This is a genomic window from uncultured Nostoc sp., assembly GCF_964245575.1.
Taxonomy (GTDB): Bacteria; Cyanobacteriota; Cyanobacteriia; order Cyanobacteriales; family Nostocaceae; genus Nostoc.
The window spans coordinates 22139-41610 of record NZ_CAXTNP010000003.1; the positions used below are offsets into that span (position 1 = coordinate 22139).

Sequence of the window (19472 nt, forward strand, 5' to 3'; positions counted from 1 at the left end):
ACGACGGGCTACGCCTACGCACCCACCATGTTAAATTACAACCCATTGCACTGCTTACCCTCCGCCGAGGATCTGCCCGATTCAGACGATGAACCTGTGGATAATCAACTACAACATTTGATTCCGGGCTTGTTAGAAGCCATCTTAGCTTGGCTGTGGACAAACCGGATGGATTGGTTTTTTGGCGTTGATATGGGGATATATTACGATCCTGAACTACCGCCGATTGTGCCCGATGGGTTTTTAAGTTTGGGAGTCGAGCGAGTTTTTGATGAAAACTTGCGTTTAAGTTATGCCTTGTGGGAAGAAAAGGTGATGCCAATTATGGCACTGCGGAACAACGCGCTCAAAGGCTGGCACAAGAATTGCGAAGGTTGGGGATAGATCCAGATTCTTTGAGTTGATTTTGTGGGGTGCGATCGCTTTATTAACTGATAGTTCATTCAGATAAACCTAGTCTTTGCTTGACAGATTGCCAGGTTGAACCTTGGTTTGGGTTTTGGCGATGCATCTCCAAACGTCTATCTAATTCTTGTTTTTGCTCATCGTTGAGAGGAACTTCATCGGGTGTATTAAGAATGCTGTCCCATAAGTCCTCGGCAAGCTGTATACGTTCAGATACGCTTAGTTCTGAAATATCAACTTTTAATATGGGGTGCATGGTTATTGTTAATGTTATTGCTCAATATAATCTTATTTTAGATTATAAATTCCTTCTCTTCTTCCCAATCAAGTAAAGCATCTAGTTTACCTGATTCGGTAAATGTTCTAGCAGCTACTAAACAGTGCAGCAAATAAACACACATTTTCGCAGGATAATTTTTTTCTTGTCCACCAACTACTAATGTTTCTATTTCATCAGATTTTGATAAATCAACTAAAATCTCAAAAAATTTGTTATTAAAAGTTGCATTTACAACATATTTAGCTGACTTACCGCCTCCAATATTCATGTAAGTCTCATCATCATATTTCAAGGTTACTAAAGTTTTGCTTTTGTCATCTAACTCGCGGATGGCTGCTTCGATTTGAATCCAATTTGGATATTTTATTAACTCACCTTGATTGCTATTAGTAACCCATTTTTCTGCTGATAGCTTGAATACTAAACTTGTTTCGCTTTTTTGTGGCAAATCGGGCCAGCGATCGAAACCAAGTAACTTACCAATCTCAGAATTTTTCCAAAAGGCTTGACGTTCAGCATAGGTCATTATCACATTTGTTCCCACCCGGATTTGCTCAGGAGTCAACAAACGTGGGGATTCCCCATTGGCTTTCGTGTCTTCTGATGAAGGCTGCGGCGTTGTCTCTTGAGAATTTGAACACATAGCCATCTTCTCCTGGGGCAATGTTTGTTGCGCCCACATACTGCATTTTGATTATGTCTCTATAGTAGTCAAAAGCTGAATCTAGAGATACAAGAATACAATACTTTGAGTTGAGTAAGTTCGGACAAACAAATACAAGCGTAGATTTTGGTAATCTTTCTGGTTAAATATATTTAATACCATTACAAAAGACTTGAAGGCACACGTATGGGACAAGGGTTTACTCCAGAGACGAATGTAGATAAGTTCCTGAGACTCTATGCAGACGGAAAAAGAGATTTTCAAAACATAAACTTGAAACAAGCATATCTCGCAGTCGTAAATTTGTCAGAGGTGAATCTGAGAGGAGCAAACCTACAATTATCATTCTTACAGGAGGTAGACCTGCAAGGAGCAAACCTGGAGGGAGCTAACCTGAAAAAAGCCGACTTATCAGAAGCAAATTTAGAAGGAGCTTATCTGCGAAAAGCAAACTTGCAAGGGACAAAGTTGATAGGGACAGAAGTACGTAGAGCAAACCTACAAGAGGTAAATCTGAGACAAGCAGATTTAGGAGGTGTTAGAAACTTAAGTATGGCAGACTTGCTTGCAGCAGATATGCAAGGCGCTAACTTAGAGACGACAAACCTAGAAAAGGTAAACCTGCAAGGAGTTAACCTGAGAAAAGCTAACCTGAAAACAGCACGTTTATTTGAAGCTGACCTGAGTAGCGCCGAACTTCAAGATGCAGTTTTTCAAAGCGCTTTTTATAACGAAAAAACTCGTTTTCCTGAAGATTTTGATCCAGTTACTGCTGGAATGTATTTAATTGCTCCTAAAGTGTCATTGCAAGGGGCAAACCTGGTCGAAGCATTGCTATTTGAAGTCGATTTAAGTGAGGCAGATTTAACAGGCGCAAACTTAACTGAAGCACATTTGGGTAAAGCTAACCTACAAGGAGCAACCTTAAAGGGAGTATTCTTTAATAGTGCAGAACTATTACAGACAAACTTATCTGGTGCAGACCTAACAGGAGCAGATTTAAGTTTCGCAAGTCTTAAAGAAGCAATAATTTTCGATGCCAAATTTCCAGATGCTTGCTACAACAGACGTACTGAATTTCCTCAAGGGTTTGACCCTGTAAGTGCTGGAATGCGTTGGATTGATATTGATATTGATTAGTAATGTAGAGTAAACCTCTCATGAAATGGAAAATAGCTTTTTAATTCTATCTACCGAATACAACTTCATTGGATGCCCATTCTTGAAATATGGATTTTTTCTGATCCCATCTGGCTCTCCCAACTGCTTGATTTGTTGTGAGGTTAAACCCAGTTCATCTTTTAATGTTGTGGCTGACTTGAATTCAAGTTGATTACCTTGCTCATCTACTGGATAAAAATTACATACACAGTCTAGTATTTGGATATAGGGATTACCAGACACTAATTCTTCAAAATCTAAATCATTAATTTCACCATCCCTAGATAGTAAAATGACCTTGCTTGATTGCATATCTATAACCAATTCACCCAATTCATTATAGTTTTTTAATACTTCTATTATCCAATCAATATCTATCTTGAGTTTTATCATAAGAACTTTTCCAATTAATAGTTATTATAAAAATATCCTAATTTTGTAGTATTTGACAATACTTTATCAAAAATAGCGTTAATTTTATTAGTTTATAGTAGCTGTTGTAAACTACCCTAACTTATCCCGCACCCAAGCGCGAAAGGATTTTAGCAAAGCAATTTCACCCATACTTTTACTCTGCTCAATAAATCTGCTTATCTCACTCACCGAAACTATAGGAAAGGCAATACTAAACTTACACTCAACATATTGCTCCTCTATCAACTGATAAAATTTCAAATTTTGCCCGTCGTATCTCCAAAGTTCAGTTACACCCAATGCTGAATAAATCCCCAATTTGTTAACCGAACTGCTGGTAATGTCAATCTCAATTGCTAAGTCAGGCGGCGGATCATTTTCTAAATCTAAAGTTTCCTTACCTCTAATAGCTAGTTCATTCTGAATATAGTAGCAAGTATCTGGTTCTATTCCCCGCTTTGATATTTTCTGCTTTAATGTTGTAGAACCAGCGCTTCTAATTTCAATTCCTAATTCTTCAGCTAAGACTAAAATAAAACGGTTAAATTGAATTTTGGAATTTTCATGTTCAAAAAGTGGGGTCATGATTTCTAAAACACCGCAGTCATAAGCAAACCGAGAACCTCTATCTTCACCTGTATCTCTCAGCAAGGCTTCAAAGGTTTCCCAGCTAATGTTATGTAGCACTGTTCTTTGTTCAGCAGACGTTGACTTGACAAGCATATCTCAGAAAAAATAAGCCAGTAATTATATTTATCAATTAGGTACGCTTTAACCTATCTTTCCCCGCACCCAAGCACGGAAGGATTCCACCAAATCAATTTCATCCATAGTTTTACTTTGCTGGATAAATCTATTCATATCACTAACAGAAATTAAAGGAAAAGCTATACTAAACTTAATCTCAATATACTGGCTTTCTACTAATTGATAAAATTTTAAAACTTCACCGTTATATCTCCATAATTCTGCTACACCTAAAGCCGCATAAATATTAAATTTATTAACAGAACTACTAGTAATATCAATTTCAACGGCTAAATCCGGTGCTGGGTCTGTTGTTAAATCTAATTCTTGTTTACCTCTAATTAGTGGCTCATTTTGAATATAATAGCAACTATCGGGTTCTATTCCCTTTGCTATTGGTTTACGTTTTAATGTTGTAGAACCAGCACTTCTAATTTTAGTTTTTAATTCTACTGCTAAAGCGAATATAAATCGGTCAAACTGAATTTTAGGATTTTCGTGTTCAAAAAGTGGAGTTATGATTTCTAGAACACCGCAGTCATAAGCAAACCGAGAACCTCTATCCTCACCTGTATCTTTCAGTAAGGCTTCAAAAGTTTCCCAGCTAACGTTGTCTAAGACTGTTCTTTGTTCTGCAAGGGTTAACTTAACAAGCATATTACAATCCTTTTTTCATCAGGATGTTAGATAAAATCCCGATGATTTTATTTATCTCATTAATATAATACTCGCCCAAGTCAATTTCAAGCACTTGCCCAATGAGCTTGAGAAACTTCTAGTTAGTTAGAGTGATGACAATACCATAATTTGTCTGAATGTTATTGCCCTCACGTTCATTAAACTCCAGATAATTAAATTGTGCCAAATATTAGCAAGATAGATTGCTGATATTTGGCACAATTAGAATCTGAATATTTTGTAACTTTAACCAAGGAAACCCGCAAAAAAGTCCAGAGTTTCCTTCAGTGCTTTGATGAAAATATCAATTTCCTCGCGGGTATTGTAGAAAGATAGACTTGCTCGTGCGGTTGCAGCAAGACCTAAGTAACGGTGTAATGGTTGAGTACAGTGGTGTCCAGAACGAATAGCAACGCCTTCTTGATCTAATAATGTAGATAAGTCGTTAGCGTGGACTTCCCCGGCGGTGAATGACGCAAGAGCGGCTCTACCTTCACCTTTAGCATTTGGTTTGGGGCCGTAAATTCTAATTTGAGGAATTTGCTCTAATTGTTGGAACAAATAAGCTGTTAATTCTGCTTCGTAGGCGTGGATTTTATCCATGCCGATACTGCTAAGATAATCTATTGCAGCACCAAGTGCGATCGCTTCTCCAATTGCAGGTGTACCAGCTTCAAATTTATGCGGTAATTCTGCATAAGTAGAATGGTCTAAATACACCTCTGCAATCATCTCACCACCACCAAAAAATGGCGGCATTGATTCTAACAATTCCAACTTGCCATACAAAAATCCTATCCCAGTTGGCGCACACATTTTATGACCAGAAGCTACCAACCAGTCACAATCTATCTGCTGCACATCGATAGGGAAGTGGGGAACACTTTGACAAGCATCAACTAAGAATTTAGCACCGTAGCTGTGAGCGATCGCACCAATTTCTGACACTGGGTTAATGCAACCCAAAGCATTGGAAATATGCACCACTGACACCAACTTGGTTTTGTCAGAAATCAGTTTTTTAAACTGTTCTAAATCAAAAGTTTCTTCTGGTGTTAGTTCCACAAATTTCAGTAATGCACCTGTTTTTTGCGCCACCAACTGCCAAGGTACAATATTACTGTGGTGTTCCATCACCGACAGAATAATCTCATCTCCCGGCTGCAAATTGTTCATTCCCCAACTGTAGGCTACTAGGTTAATCGCCTCACTTGCGTTGCGGGTGTAGACAATTTCCTGACGCGATGCAGCATTAATAAATTTGGCAACTTTATCTCTAGCACCTTCATAAGCATCAGTAGCTTTAGCACTCAGGATATGAGCACCGCGATGCACGTTAGCATTATATTGCTCGTAATAATCCCGTAGGGTATTTAATACGAACAAAGGCTTTTGTGATGTCGCAGCATTATCGAGATAAACCAGGGGTTTATCGTTGACTTTCTGATGCAATATCGGGAAGTCAGCGCGAACTTTATCAGCAAGGGTTTTGGTAGGAGTAAAAGTCATTGGTAGATTAATTATTAGTCATTAGTCAGTACAAACGCGATTAATCGCGTCTGTACAATGGTCATTAGTCATTAGTCAGAGACTTAAGATTATTGACTGTGTTTAACAGGATTTCTCCTAGAGAAGGAACTGGTATTTGGTTAATAACTTCAGCAGCGAAGGCGTTAATTAACAACTTCCGAGCATCGTTTTCATCAATTCCCCGACTTTGCAGATAGAATATTTCATCATCTTCCAATTGGCTAACGGTAGCACCGTGGGCGCACTTTACATTATCCGCAGTAATTTCCAATTGGGGTTTGGTATCAACTCTGGCTTTAGATGATAGCAGCAAATTGCGATTCAACTGGGCTGCATTTGTTAACTGCGCTAGTTTGGGTACAAAAACTTTACCATTGAACACCGCATGAGCGCGATCGCCTACAATACATTTATGCAATTGCTCACTTGTACCGTGAGGATAATTGAGTGCGATCGCACTGTGAGTATCAGACAACTGCTTACCAGTAATCACCGTCAACCCATTGAGAGTAGTTTGTGTCTGCTCACCAGTTTGCAAAATTTCCAAATTGTGCCGCGACAACTTCGCCCCTAAAGTTATGGCATGACAAGTATATCGACTATCACGAGCCTGTGCGATCGCAGTCTTCCCAATATGAAAAGCCTCTGCACCTTCCTGCTCAACCCTAGTGTGACTCACCTCAGCATTGTCACCAACCCAAACTTCCGTAACAGCATTAGTAAAAGATACTCCCTCTTTCTCTGCGCTCTCTGCGCCTCTGCGGTTCGTATACTCCTCAACCAACGTCACCTGCGAACCACTTTCCGCCACCACCAAACAACGCGGCTGTGAAATCGTCGGTGTCTCACCCGCAACCGAAATAAACAGCAGATGAATTGGCGTCTCAACTACCACATTCTTCTTCACCCACACCACAGCTGCATCACTTATCCCAGCCGTGTTGAGAGCGGTAAAAACTTCCTGCGCTCCCTCAGCTTGAGCTAAATACTGGTGTACACCCTCCTGCTCAACCACAGGTAAGCCAGCTAAATTACTCACCATAATTCCAGATGGCAAATCTGAAACTGCGGATAACTCCGGTGCATAAACGCCGTTGACAAATACCAAACGACTGTTAGGCGCTTCGCTTAGAGTCAGCGACGAGATATCAGTTTGTATTGATTGCGTCTCTACATTAAATCGGAACTGTCGCAGAGATGACAAATCAGTAAATCGCCATTCTTCCTCGCGGGTGGTGGGAATAGTCGAGTGGCGTACCCAATTAGCAGCACCTTCACGTAAATGCTGCAACCAACCTTCTGTTTTCGTTGCCGTTACTTGATCTAATAATTCAGTTAGATACGCATCTTTTTCTAGCAAAGTAGATGTCAAATTGACTGTATCCGAGTTAGGAATTGGACTAGGAGATACTTGAATACTCATTACACACCCACCTCAGCGGCTGCAAATTCTTCCAGCACCCAGTCATAACCGCCAGACTCCAATTTTAGTGCCAATTCCTTACCACCACTCGTAATAATTTGCCCTTGTGCCATTACATGCACAAAATCTGGCACAATATAATCGAGTAATCGCTGATAGTGGGTAATCAAAATTGTGGCATTTTCTGGACTTGCCAGTTGATTTACCCCATTAGCCACGATTCTGAGCGCGTCAATATCCAAACCCGAATCAGTCTCGTCCAAAATTCCTAACTTTGGTTCTAGCAACGCCATTTGCAGAATTTCATTGCGCTTTTTCTCACCACCAGAAAACCCTTCATTCAAACTGCGACTGAGAAAGCTGGGATTCATCTTCACCACATCCAGCTTTTCCTCAATCAAATCGTCAAAATCAAAAGCGTCTATTTCTTCTAAACCTTGCGCCTTGCGACGGGAATTGTACGCCACCCGCAAGAAATCCAAATTACTCACACCCGGAATTTCTAACGGATACTGAAACGCCAAAAACACACCACTTCTGGCGCGTTCTTCCGGTTCCAATTCCAGTAAATTTTGCCCCTGGAAAATCACCTCACCGCCAGTCACCTTATACGCCGGATGCCCAGCCAACACTTTAGAAAAAGTACTTTTTCCAGAACCATTCGGCCCCATAATCGCATGGATTTCACCCGATCGCACCTCAAGATTTACACCCTTAAGAATCGGTGTCCCATCAACATTAGCCGTCAGATCCCTTACTGACAGCACAATTTCACTATTTTCAATAATCATGTTGTCTCTCTTCTTTTTTGGTTCGTAGTAGGCACTTTAGCGCTTTTAGGCAGCACTAAAGTGCTGACTACAAGCGTTAATCTTTTCAGTTCGGAACGGTTTTCCAGCACTAAAGTGCTGACTACAAGCCCTATCCAACACTGCCTTCCAACTTCAAACTCAATAACTTATCAGCTTCCACAGCAAACTCCATTGGTAGCTGATTGAAAACATCCTTACAGAAGCCGCTAATCATCATTGAAATGGCATCTTCTGAAGAAATACCCCGTTGAGCAAAGTAGAATAACTGATCTTCCCCAATCTTAGAAGTAGAAGCTTCATGCTCCACCTTCGCAGCGTTATGTTGTACCTGGATATAGGGGAAAGTGTTGGCATGAGCATTATCCCCAATCAGCATTGAGTCACATTGAGAATAATTTCTCGCGCCTTTAGCCGTCGGGTTAACTTTCACCAAACCCCGGTAGCTATTACTGGATTTACCTGCGGAGATTCCTTTAGAAATAATTGTACTGCGGGTATTTTTACCTACGTGAATCATCTTACTGCCAGTATCGGCTTGCTGCATATGATTTGTCAGTGCCACGGAGTAGAATTCACCCACAGAGTTATCACCCACCAACACACAACTAGGATATTTCCAAGTAATTGCCGAACCTGTTTCTACTTGAGTCCAGGAAATCTTGGAATTTACACCCTGACACAAACCGCGCTTGGTGACAAAGTTGTAAATACCGCCTTTACCATTGGCATCTCCAGCGTACCAGTTTTGGACGGTGGAGTATTTAATTTCGGCGTTATCGAGGGCGACGAGTTCCACAACGGCGGCGTGCAGCTGGTTGCTGTCATACATCGGTGCGGTGCAACCTTCGAGGTAAGAAACATAACTACCTTCTTCGGCGACAATCAAAGTCCGCTCAAATTGTCCCGTGTCACCAGAGTTGATGCGGAAGTAGGTAGACAGTTCCATTGGGCATTTGACGCCTTTAGGAATGTAGACAAAAGAACCATCGCTGAATACGGCGGCGTTCAAGGCGGCAAAGTAGTTGTCAGCTATGGGAACGACGCTACCCAGGTATTTTTTGATTAGTTCTGGGTGTTCCTGCAATGCTTCCGAAAACGAACAGAAAATAACGCCGTCTTCCGCTAGCTTTTCTTTAAATGTAGTGGCGACAGAGACGCTATCGAAAATCGCATCGACGGCGACGTTTGCCAGTCGCTTCTGTTCAGATAGGGAAATGCCTAACTTCTCAAAGGTTTCTAAAAGGGTTGGATCAACTTCATCCAAGCTGTTTAGTTTTTCTTTCTTGCGTTTTGGCGCTGAGTAGTAAATGATATCCTGATAATTAATTGGCGGATACTTTACATTAGGCCAAGTTGGTTCCGTCATTTTTTGCCACTGGCGATAAGCTCTGAGGCGAAAGTCCAGCATGAACTGCGGCTCGTTCTTTTTAGAGGAGATCAAGCGAACAACGTCCTCGTCTAGTCCACGCTCAATTGTGTCAGCTTCAATATCGGTGACAAAGCCGTACTTGTAGGGTTGGTTGACTAAGGTTTTGACAGTGGCACTCATCAGTAATAATCTCTCTTGTTCAGAACTCTTTTAGGATGGGAGGCGGGCTGTGGCTAACCGATTCCCATATCACGTTACGGAATGGTTACACGGCTGCTAGAATAGTGGTGGATAATAAAACAACAGCTATGTTGTTTAACTTATCTTCATTTTACGCTAAATTAACAACAACAATGTTGTCAAAGTCAAATTTTCAAAGAAATTTTTGGGACGTTCGCTGAACGTCTTGCACCAACTATAAGATGGCGACTACCCACCAGTCCTCAACCAAGCAAGATATCCTAGAATATCTGCATAAACACGAAAAAGCAACGGCTTTGGAGCTAGCTGAAGTTTTAGACGTTACCCCCCAAGCGATTCGTCGCCATCTCAAGGATTTGGAGACGGAGGAGCTAGTTTTGTATTCATCAACAGTACAGGCGGCGGGGATGGGGCGTCCGCAGCATCTTTATCAACTGAGTCGTCAGGGACGCGATCACTTGCACCGAACAATGAGCGATCGCTTTGGCGATGGCCACGGAAATTTTGCGGTTTCGCTGCTAGACACCTTAGCCGAAACGGTAGGACACGAGCAATTCAAATGGATTTTACAGAAACAGTGGGAGCGCAAAGCACTAGAATACCGCGCTCGCGTGGGTAACGGTTCACTGCGAGAACGTGTAGCCAACTTAGTAGAGTTGAGAAAAGCTGAAGGCTTCATGGCAGAGTGTCATCCTGTTGATGTGAATGACTCCTTTGAGAGCGATCGCTTTATCTTAATGGAGCATAACTGCGCCATTTCCAATGTTGCCGAGTCTTTCCCCAGCATCTGTGGTCATGAATTAGAAATGTTTGCAGCCGTCTTACCTGATTGTACCGTAGAACGCACCCACTGGATTATCGATGGCGAACATCGTTGTGGCTATTTGGTACAAATTCGTCATTAGTCATTAGTTATTAGTCATTTTCTAATACCCAATACTTCGACTTCCCTCGGCTTACTTCGACTAGCAAGAGTACAAGTCGCTCGGCACAAGTGCTCCATGCTCAATACTTCGACTTCCCTCAGTTTACTTCGACTAGCAAGAGTACAAGTCGCTCGGCACAAGTGCGAGAGTACAGGTGCCCAATGCCCAATACCCAACTAAATTTGAGATAGCATTTCATTTATGGATGTACCACCACAGCAACCATCAACACAATTTTTAACCCTGGAAGAGTCAGCAAAAGTAGATGCGGCTTTGTTGTCTTCCCCAGAAAAGTTTTTAACAAGATTGACAATTTCATCACTTAAGCTTTTGAAGCATATTGCTCAAGAGTACGGTGTTGCTATTGAAGATTTAACAGCACAGCAAGTAATTGCCTGGTTTGAAAAAGATGGCAAAATCCGACGTGAACAGGGCATTGAAGGTTCATATCTGAAATGGTGAACTGTGGTACTAAAGTTTGCATTTTCGGTATAGCCTAAAAATAGCTCTACGTAACGCCAACAGTAATCACCTCCTGTTCTGTGTTTATCTGTGGTTAATTATTTTTTCTGTACCTTACCTATATGGGAACCACTATAAACATAAAAGCACCTTGAAAAAGGTGCTTTTAAAGTTGATAACAACATTTTGTTTGTCAAACAATTATTTAAGCATTGTAATTGTTAGCCCGAGGACTACGAGCTCCAGTTGCGGCTCCAATCATTGAGGCTATTAAACCCAACAAAGAACCAAACACAAACCACCACAATCCCGAACGTAAATTAGCTGCTGCATCACGAGCTTGTTGGGCACTGATGTTTGCTTGTGGTACATTAACACCACCTTGCTGTTGTACCTGGTTTATGACTTCCCCAGCGTTAGAAGCAGCAACACCAAAAGCACCAGATACTCCGTTTGCTAACAGCCATGAGCTAACTGCTAAAGTCGTTGCCCAAAGAATTGCACCGTTAAGAAGAGCTGTATTGCGGTTCATCGGCCCACAAGCACGGGCTGTAACCCAACCACCAGTAAATAGGGAAATTAGTAAAGCGATAGTTGACCAAAGCCCCGCATTCCCCGCAGCGTTAGAGGCAATTGTTCTGGGTGCACCTGAACCTTCAACTGTGCCTGCCGCAAACGCACCAATCATAGCACTCAAAATTAATTGAGTGGCTAAAGCAACCAACAAACCAGAAATAATTGGCCCCCAGCGAACAAGATCATGATAATCAGCTACTCGGCCTGCTACCACAGGCTCAGTAGCAATACCTTCATTACCTGTCCGATTTACGTATGACATAGCTTATGTTCTCCAGTGCTGTTTCAGCAAAGTTGCTGCTCAGGTATATTCATGTTTATGCTTAAAATTAAATAGCTAAATCATCTATTTTTATATCTATCAATAGAAAGAGTTAATAGGTATATCTTTAGTGAGAATTTTTTTTAACAATTTTTAATATTAAATCTCTGAATAATTTTTTATTCAATAAAATTTCATTAAAATTTTGAAATTAAAACACAATTAATTATTAAATTTTATGAGAAACCAGCTTTAATTGTGTATGCAATTAGAGTTAAGACAAAACTTTGTAACGATTGTCAAAAGTAAATAATCAAAAATTAACGCATCCTCACAGCAGTGCCTGTGGCAGTAATCAGCAAAAGAACTCCTGACTGGTCAATATTGATTGTGCCAGTATCAATCTCAATCCCAATCACAGCATTTGCTCCTAAACGTTGTGCTCGTTGTTCTAATTCTTCTAATGCCTTGCGTTGACCCTGCTCAAATAGACGCTCATAGCTACCAGTGCGTCCACCAATAATATCTCGAATACCCGCTAAAAAATCCCGCAAAAAATTACTACCGTAGACTACTTCTGCTGTCACAATGCCTAAGTAGGACTCAATAACGGCTCCTTGAATCACATCAGTGGTAGTTATAATCATAAATTAGCCTCCCAGATTGCATATAGGTTGATATTTATTATTAAAACACACATACCAAACTAGTTTGAATTGATACAAGCTTGCTAAACATTTTCTTACATAATTTTAGATTGCGAGCGTATTTGCGCTCTCACTTGCTGGCTAAAAACTAGCATTTGAAAAAACATTTAACTTGTTAAATTTATCTTAACGTGTAATGTCCAAAAAAGGATATAAACGCCTGGATAGCGGCTTCCTAAAGGGTAGTATAAAACTGTGAATAATTGGATACAAAGTCAGCAAATTCTTCAAGAAAACAACAAGCAGGAATCAATGTTAAATCCTCTAAAATTGGCGGTTCGCTTTCTAAAATTAAGCTAGACGCCTGTTGGGTTTTTCTGACTTATACGTATAAATACTAGTAAAAAGTGTCATTTTGCTAGCCTAATGAGTTATACGTGAGTAATTTCATTTAAATTTGATATCTTATACTTCCTTATTCAGTAAAAACTCTGTAATTTAGTGCTGATGTAAAGACAGAGTCAATGAATTATTAACATCTTAATTAATACGAAGAAATACAGTTTTCAAAAGTCCATATTTTTGTTTTAATGTACAAGAAAAAAGTCCTCTAAAATTTCAGGAAATTTACTGTGTACAAGCCAACATCATTTGTGCTGAGTGTGGTGTTATTAGGATGTTTTTCTTTGACTATACCTTCAGTGGCTCAGGCTCAGGTATCAGTGGCGCAAGGCAAAAACCCAGAGTTAAAGCAACTACTAGAAGAAGGACGGAGGTTAGTGGATACGGGCGATTATGGTGGTGCGATCGCAGTTTATCAGCAAGCAGCTAGGTTAGATGCCAAAAATGCTAAAATTCATTCAGGTATTGGGTATTTATACGCTCAACAGGGAAATTACCAGGCGGCATTAACAGCTTATCGTCGTGCGATCGCCATCAACCCTAACAATAGTGATTTTTACTACGCCGTGGCTTACATCAAAGCGAATTTGGGGGACACACCTGGGGCAAAAGAAGGCTACCGTCGGGCCATACAGCTGAACCGTAACAACGTTAACGCCTATTTAGGATTGGCTGTGACGCAATCTCGGATGGGAGACTATAATGCTGCTAGCTGGGCATACCAACAAGCAATCGACTTGGATAAGAATAACGCCCAGACTTATGAGTTAATGGGTTCGATGTATAAACAGCGCCGACAAACCAAACAAGCAAACAGCTTGCTTCAGAAAGCCCGTGACTTGTACAAGCGGCGCAATGACTCAGATGGCGTCAACAGGGTAGAAGCCATGCTGCGACAGTTAGGAGGATGAGGTTAATCTAACTGGCGTCCCGTTAATTCCACAAAAATATCTTCCAGATTAGAGGGACGCACCATCATTCCGGTTTTATCGGGCTGTTCATTCAAGTAGATATTTGCTGCTTCTAAGGATGGGAAAAACAGATATTCCCAACTACGAGCACCATCACTTCCCACATCAGACACACCTAATTGTTTCATCACCAAACCTTCACCGTGAGCAGAACGCAGCTGTTGTAAAGTTCCTAAAGAAATCAGCTTACCGCTATCCATAATACCGATGCGTCCTGGCTTGGTAGAACCAAAAGCATCGCACAAAAATTCGACCTCATCCATATAATGGGTCGTCAGTAGCATCGTCATTCCCTGCTTATTCAAATCCCGAATAATTTCCCAGAGGCGTCGCCTAGTTTGGGGGTCTAGTCCTACCGTTGGTTCATCCAAAAAGAGAATTTGCGGTTGATGCAATAAAGCTCTCGCAATCTGCAACCGTCGTTTCATACCCCCAGACAGGGTTTTTACCAAATCATTACGTTTGTCTGCTAACTCAACATACTCTAACCATCGATTAATGAGTTTTTGTCGCTGTGGGTTGCTAATGTGATGTAGCCTCCCATGCAGTTCCATATTTTCCCAAACGCTTAAATCGTTATCCACACTGGTTTGCTGCAAGACTACGCCAATACTCTGTTTTGCCAGCATTGCTTGGCTCATAACATCATATCCACCTACTTCTATCCGTCCTTGGGAGGGTTTTGTTAGTGTAGTCAGCATCCGAATTGTGGTTGATTTACCCGCACCGTTCGGGCCGAGTAGAGCAAATATTTCCCCCGCTTCAATTTGGAATGACAGGTCATTGACTACAGGTACATTGTTGTAAAACTTGTAGACATTTTCTAGAAAGACAGCAGCAGTCATAGTTATTTTGCTCCAATTAAAAATTTAAAATCCCCAATTGATGGTCACAAGCCGACCCACCCTGCGGGAAGCCGCAGAAGCATCTACACACTTATCTTGAAATTTAATTTCTCTTGGCGATTATATCTAGAATGACTGCAATTAATGTGTCTGGGTCTATTGGTTTTGCAACATGCTGCTGAAATCCGGCGGCTAGAGCTTGTTGGCGATTAACTTCTCCAGCATAAGCCGAGAGGGCTAAAGCCAAAATTTGCCCACCTTGTTCGGGTGGCATTGCTCGAATTTGTCGAATCAGCATATAGCCATCCATCTCTGGCATCCCAATGTCACTCAACAAAATATCTGGTGGTGATTGCTCTATCGCTTGCAGTGCTTCTATTGCCGATGTCACAATACTAACCTCTGCTCCCGCCTGCTCAAGGACAAAGCCTAAAAAATCACGGATATCTTCATCATCATCAACTATTAATAACCGTATTCCTGTCAGAGGTGAGGTGTTAAAAGTAAAAAATGATGAGTCCTCTTGTACTTTCTGGCTAGAACCTTGTGCTTTCATCAAGGGAAACCTGACATTAAAGATGGCTCCCTGTCCTTCTCCAGGACTGTCTACTTGAACAGTACCTCCATGCAGTTCAACCAGATGACGCACGATCGCCAGCCCTAACCCTAATCCGCCAAACTTTCTAGTTGTTGTCGCGTCCGCCTGACGAAAGGATTCAAACACGTAGGGGAGAAAGTCACGATTAATACCTTTACCCGTGTCGCTAACAGTAATTTGAGCCTGCGAGTCTTGGCACTCTAACCGAATTTCAACCCGTCCACCAGCGAAACTAAATTTTACAGCGTTAGTAAGCAAATTCCAAAATACTTGCTGTAAACGAGCAGAATCTCCCAAAATCTGCCCAATTTTTGGGTCAAATACTCTCTGAATTTGAATTGACTTCGCTTCTGCTGCTAAACGCACGGTTTCAATAGCTGCTTCAATCGTGGATGCCAAGTTAACAGGAGCCATTTCTAAATTGAGTTTGCCAGACAAGATGCGAGAGATATCTAACAAATCTTCAATTAATTGTGCCTGGAGTTTGGCATTGCGCTCGATTGTTTCCAAAGCAATAGCCGTTTTTGCGGCATTTAATGTCCCATTGCGAAGCAACTTAGACCAACCCAGGATAGGATTGAGGGGCGATCGCAATTCATGTGATAGCACTGCCAGAAACTCATCTTTAATCCGATTCGCTGTCTGAGCTTGTTCACGTGCAGCTTGCTCACGCAAAAAAAGTTGTTCGCGTTCAGCTTCCGCTTGCTTTTGCTTTGTAATATCGCGTGAGACGACTAAGAGTTGTGCAATAATTCCTGATGCATTTCGGACGGAAGTAACAATCACATCCCACCATTTTGGCTTACCCTTTGCTGTGGGGCAGTAGCCCTGAAATTGACCGACATTACCTGTTTTGGCTGCGGCGATCGCCGCTTTGGCATTTTCTCGGTCTTCGCCTTGCCAAAAACCAATCCACTCGGCGTTAAGAATGGACGCAGGATCATCAATATCTAGAAGATGCAACCCGCCTTGATTCAAGTAGAGTAGCCGCCCATCTAACGTTAAAACTTTGATGCAATCATGACTGCTCTCCAAAATTCGTTGCTTTAACTCTTCACTTTCTCTCAGGGCTGCTTCGGTAAGTTTGCGTTGCGTAGCTTGCCGATAGGCATCGCTGATATCCTTGAAAAGGACGGCGACTTTTCGGTGCTGCGGCTGCCCAATGCGAAATGCAAAAACGTCGAACCAACGTTGTAGGGCAACAGCGCAATTCTCAAAGCGAACGGGTTCGCCCGTCATGGCGACTTTGCCGTAAATTTCAAACCAATGCTTTTCATGATTCGGAGCCAGCTCGCGCATCCTTTTGCCTTGTACGTCTTTGAGTCCCGTTTGTTTCTCAAAGGAGGGACTGATTTCTAAAAAGCGGTAATCGCTTGGCGTATCGTTTTCATCAAACAGCATTTCGATCACGCAAAATCCTTCGTCAATGGACTCAAACAGCGTTCGATAGCGTTCCTCAGATCGGCGTAAGGTTTCTTGTGCAAGTTTGTGAGCGCTGATATCTGTGCAAGTGCCATACCAGCGAATAATTTGACTGTTTTCATTGAGCATTGGTAAAGCGCGGGTGAGATGCCAACGATAGGTTCCATCTACCTGTCTCAAACGATGTTCAACCTCGTAGCTTGTGCCCATTTGAGCGGCTTGAGTCCACAGCGAGATAGTGTGTTCTCGTTCCTCTGGGTGGATGAGGTTCTGCCAACCGATCCCCTGGATTTGCTCTAGTGTCAACCCAGTGTAGTCAAGCCAGCGAGGGCTGTAATAATCTACCCGACCAATTGCATCAGCCGTCCATACCATTTGGGGAATGGATTCAGCCAGAAAACGAAAACGTTGCTGACTCGCAGCAAGGCGCACTCGTCCTAACTCTATATTGGCGGCAACCCGCGCCAGTAATTCACGTTGGCTGAATGGCTTCACCAAATAATCATCTGCTCCAGACTCCAACCCTTCGACTGCCGATTCTTCTCCAGCCCGGGCAGATAGTAGCAGAATGGGAATTTCGCACGTTCTTAAATCAGCCCGTAACTGCCGCAGCAATTCAATGCCATCCATTCCTGGCATCATCACATCGCTGAGGATCAAATCAGGCGGGTCGTTGTATGCGGCAGCTAAAGCAGTTTCACCTTCAATTGCCACCTCCACTTTGTAGTACTCGCCCAAAATCCGTCGCAAATAATTCCGCATATCGGTGTTGTCATCTACCAGCAGAATCCGGGCAGAGGAAGCAGAGGAGTAGGGGGACAAAGGGGAGAATTCTTCCTTCTCAACAGCTTCTTTCGGGAGCCACCCTAAAGCTTCCTCAACATAAGACATTGCTCCAGAAGCAGTAGAAACACTGGTTTGGCTAGTATTAAGGCAATCTAGGGGTAAGTGAGCCGTTCCAGTTGGCAATTGAACAGTAAAGGTACTGCCTTGACCGAAGGTGCTGTCAACGGTGATTGTCCCACTATGCATCTGGACTAATTCTTGCACTAGCGACAGCCCAATGCCCGTGCCCTCAAAGGTGCGACCTTTGACACCTTTAACTCGATAAAACCGCTCAAATAACTGGGGAACCTCATCTGCCGGAATCCCATTACCAGTATCATGCACTACCAATGATATTATCATCCCAACCTGGCGCAAAGAAACTGCAATCTCTCCAACAAAGGTAAACTTCAATGCATTGGAGAGCAGATTTAACACAATCTTCTCCCACATTTCGCGATCTACGTAAACGGGTTCTGCTAGGGGAGGACAATCCACAATTAATTGTAGTCCCGCCGAGGCAGCAGCAGACCGGAAAATACTTGCCAGTTCTGCGGTATACGTGGCTAAATCAATTGGCTCATAACTAGCTATGGTGCATCCGGCTTCAATGCGCGAGAAATCTAACAGCGTATTGACTAGCTTGAGCAGGCGTGTGCCATTGCGCTGCACCATCTCTAATTGCGCTTGCGCTTTGGCTGGAAGAATTCCGTCTAATTCGGTTAAGGTCTCTTTCAGTGGCGACAGCATCAGCGTTAGGGGAGTGCGAAATTCGTGGCTGACGTTGTTGAAGAAGGTCGTTTTAGCTCGATCCAGTTCTGCTAGTGCCTCCAGTCGCTTGCGTTCTTCTTCATAAGCACGGGCATTAGCGATCGCGATCGTCATGTTACCTACCAGCAAATCGAAGAACTTTCGGTAATCCTCCTCAAAAGCCCGATGGGGATTGATGCCCAATACCAGCAATCCAAAAATTTGTTTTTGTCCACCTGGGATCAGCGGCACGACCCAAGCAGCAGAGGGGGGTTTGTCCCAAGCTCCTGTGGGCAAAGCCCCAAACCGAGTTGTCAAATCATCAACGATTGCTGCTTCCCCGGTATGATAAACTTGTGTGAGTTTCCATGCATCGCTCTGTTGAGTTAAGTTCACTCTCGATGGAATTGCCCCTGTTTCCTCAATTGGAGTAGTTGCAACCAGCTTTGCGTTGATACCGTCTGCCTCTACCTGATATAGCATGGCAAAGGGGATGTCATGAGAATTGGTTGCTAAGGCTTGAATTGCAGACAGGCAAGCCGCTTCCACGGTCTTTGCTTGAGCCGTTTCCCTACTTAGTAAGCTCAAGGTTTGTAAGCGGCGATCGCCCAGCACTCGTCCTGTTGTCTCACTAACAATGCAAAACACTCCGCCAACTTTCCCACTTTCATCTCGCACGGGATCGTAGGAGACATCGAAGTAAGTTTCCTCAATGTAACCGCGTCGATTCACGAAAAATAAATAATCTTGCGCCCAAAATGCAACTCCTGTCGCAACAACACCCTTGAGCAAAGGTTCTAAAACATTCCAGACTTCGCTCCACGCTTCATGGGCAGGGCGACTGAGCGCCCAGGGATGTTTTGAGGCAAGGACAGGGCGATAGGCATCGTTATAAAGCGTGATTAATTCCGAACCCCAGAAGAGGCAAATCTGAGCTTTAGAAGCCAGCAAGATGCTAATGGCACTCCGTAAGCTCTGGGGCCAATCAGCCACATAACCTAAAGCAGTCTGCGACCAATCGAGCGATCTCATCAGATTTCCAATTTCGCCACCTTGAATAAAAACACTGTTAACAGCTATACCTTCTTTTTCAGGTGTCATC

The 19472-nt window shown here is 42.6% G+C and carries 17 protein-coding genes and 1 pseudogene; 5 read left to right on the forward strand and 13 right to left on the reverse strand.

The genetic code is table 11. The features are described 5' to 3' along the window. Positions 1-27: 27 nt before the first annotated feature. Positions 28-333: pseudogene (locus ACFFAP_RS00845) on the forward strand (hypothetical protein); the annotation flags it as partial. 106 nt (positions 334-439) lie between these two features. On the opposite strand, the gene ACFFAP_RS00850 reads toward ACFFAP_RS00845, so the two are convergent. Together ACFFAP_RS00850 and ACFFAP_RS00855 are read right to left on the reverse strand one after the other, a co-directional pair. After that, positions 440-661 (reverse strand): addiction module protein, encoded by a 222-nt coding sequence (locus ACFFAP_RS00850; protein ID WP_375509440.1) that lies wholly within the window; start codon positions 659-661, stop codon positions 440-442. A gap of 37 nt (positions 662-698) precedes the next feature. Next, entirely contained in the window at positions 699-1211 is a 513-nt protein-coding gene (locus tag ACFFAP_RS00855; protein WP_375509441.1) for an Imm1 family immunity protein, read from the reverse strand. A 324-nt stretch (positions 1212-1535) separates the two neighbouring features. Between ACFFAP_RS00855 and ACFFAP_RS00860 the strand changes: the two genes are divergently transcribed. Further along, on the forward strand, positions 1536-2489 hold the full coding sequence (locus tag ACFFAP_RS00860; protein ID WP_375509442.1) for a pentapeptide repeat-containing protein: 954 nt from the start codon (positions 1536-1538) through the stop codon (positions 2487-2489). An 18-nt stretch (positions 2490-2507) separates the two neighbouring features. On the opposite strand, the gene ACFFAP_RS00865 is transcribed toward ACFFAP_RS00860, so the two are convergent. From ACFFAP_RS00865 to sufB, 7 genes are all read right to left on the reverse strand, one after another. Beyond that, positions 2508-2903: a hypothetical protein gene (locus ACFFAP_RS00865; protein WP_375509443.1), complete on the reverse strand. Its 396-nt coding sequence runs from the start codon at positions 2901-2903 to the stop codon at positions 2508-2510. A gap of 111 nt (positions 2904-3014) precedes the next feature. Further along, entirely contained in the window at positions 3015-3647 is a 633-nt protein-coding gene (locus ACFFAP_RS00870) for a Uma2 family endonuclease (protein ID WP_375509444.1), read from the reverse strand. 48 nt (positions 3648-3695) lie between these two features. Further along, on the reverse strand, positions 3696-4328 hold the full coding sequence (locus ACFFAP_RS00875; protein ID WP_375509445.1) for a Uma2 family endonuclease: 633 nt from the start codon (positions 4326-4328) through the stop codon (positions 3696-3698). 267 nt (positions 4329-4595) lie between these two features. Then, positions 4596-5858, reverse strand: a complete 1263-nt coding sequence (locus tag ACFFAP_RS00880) for a cysteine desulfurase (protein ID WP_375509446.1) — start codon at positions 5856-5858, stop codon at positions 4596-4598. Between the two features lie 64 nt (positions 5859-5922). Further along, positions 5923-7302: a Fe-S cluster assembly protein SufD gene (gene sufD, locus ACFFAP_RS00885; protein WP_375509447.1), complete on the reverse strand. Its 1380-nt coding sequence runs from the start codon at positions 7300-7302 to the stop codon at positions 5923-5925. Then, on the reverse strand, positions 7302-8093 hold the full coding sequence (gene sufC, locus ACFFAP_RS00890; protein ID WP_375509448.1) for a Fe-S cluster assembly ATPase SufC: 792 nt from the start codon (positions 8091-8093) through the stop codon (positions 7302-7304). Before sufC ends, sufD begins: the two co-directional genes overlap by 1 nt. A 130-nt stretch (positions 8094-8223) precedes the next feature. After that, complete coding sequence (gene sufB, locus ACFFAP_RS00895) at positions 8224-9663, reverse strand: Fe-S cluster assembly protein SufB (RefSeq protein WP_375509449.1); 1440 nt, start codon at positions 9661-9663, stop codon at positions 8224-8226. 242 nt (positions 9664-9905) lie between these two features. Between sufB and sufR the strand changes: the two genes are divergently transcribed. Beyond that, positions 9906-10589 (forward strand): iron-sulfur cluster biosynthesis transcriptional regulator SufR, encoded by a 684-nt coding sequence (gene sufR, locus ACFFAP_RS00900; protein WP_375509450.1) that lies wholly within the window; start codon positions 9906-9908, stop codon positions 10587-10589. 222 nt (positions 10590-10811) lie between these two features. Next, positions 10812-11072, forward strand: a complete 261-nt coding sequence (locus tag ACFFAP_RS00905) for a hypothetical protein (protein ID WP_229470514.1) — start codon at positions 10812-10814, stop codon at positions 11070-11072. 205 nt (positions 11073-11277) lie between these two features. On the opposite strand, the gene ACFFAP_RS00910 is transcribed toward ACFFAP_RS00905, so the two are convergent. Then, positions 11278-11910: a hypothetical protein gene (locus ACFFAP_RS00910; RefSeq protein ID WP_375509451.1), complete on the reverse strand. Its 633-nt coding sequence runs from the start codon at positions 11908-11910 to the stop codon at positions 11278-11280. A 320-nt stretch (positions 11911-12230) separates the two neighbouring features. Further along, the gene (locus ACFFAP_RS00915; protein ID WP_196528493.1) at positions 12231-12557 is read right to left on the reverse strand and encodes a YbjQ family protein; all 327 of its coding nucleotides are present in this window, start codon (positions 12555-12557) and stop codon (positions 12231-12233) included. A 632-nt stretch (positions 12558-13189) separates the two neighbouring features. Here ACFFAP_RS00915 and ACFFAP_RS00920 point away from each other — a divergent pair. Further along, positions 13190-13870, forward strand: a complete 681-nt coding sequence (locus ACFFAP_RS00920; protein ID WP_375509452.1) for a tetratricopeptide repeat protein — start codon at positions 13190-13192, stop codon at positions 13868-13870. A gap of 2 nt (positions 13871-13872) precedes the next feature. On the opposite strand, the gene ACFFAP_RS00925 is transcribed toward ACFFAP_RS00920, so the two are convergent. Beyond that, on the reverse strand, positions 13873-14775 hold the full coding sequence (locus ACFFAP_RS00925; protein ID WP_375509453.1) for an ABC transporter ATP-binding protein: 903 nt from the start codon (positions 14773-14775) through the stop codon (positions 13873-13875). Positions 14776-14878: 103 nt separating this feature from the next. After that, entirely contained in the window at positions 14879-19471 is a 4593-nt protein-coding gene (locus ACFFAP_RS00930; protein ID WP_375509454.1) for an ATP-binding protein, read from the reverse strand. Between the last annotated feature and the right edge of the window lies 1 nt (position 19472).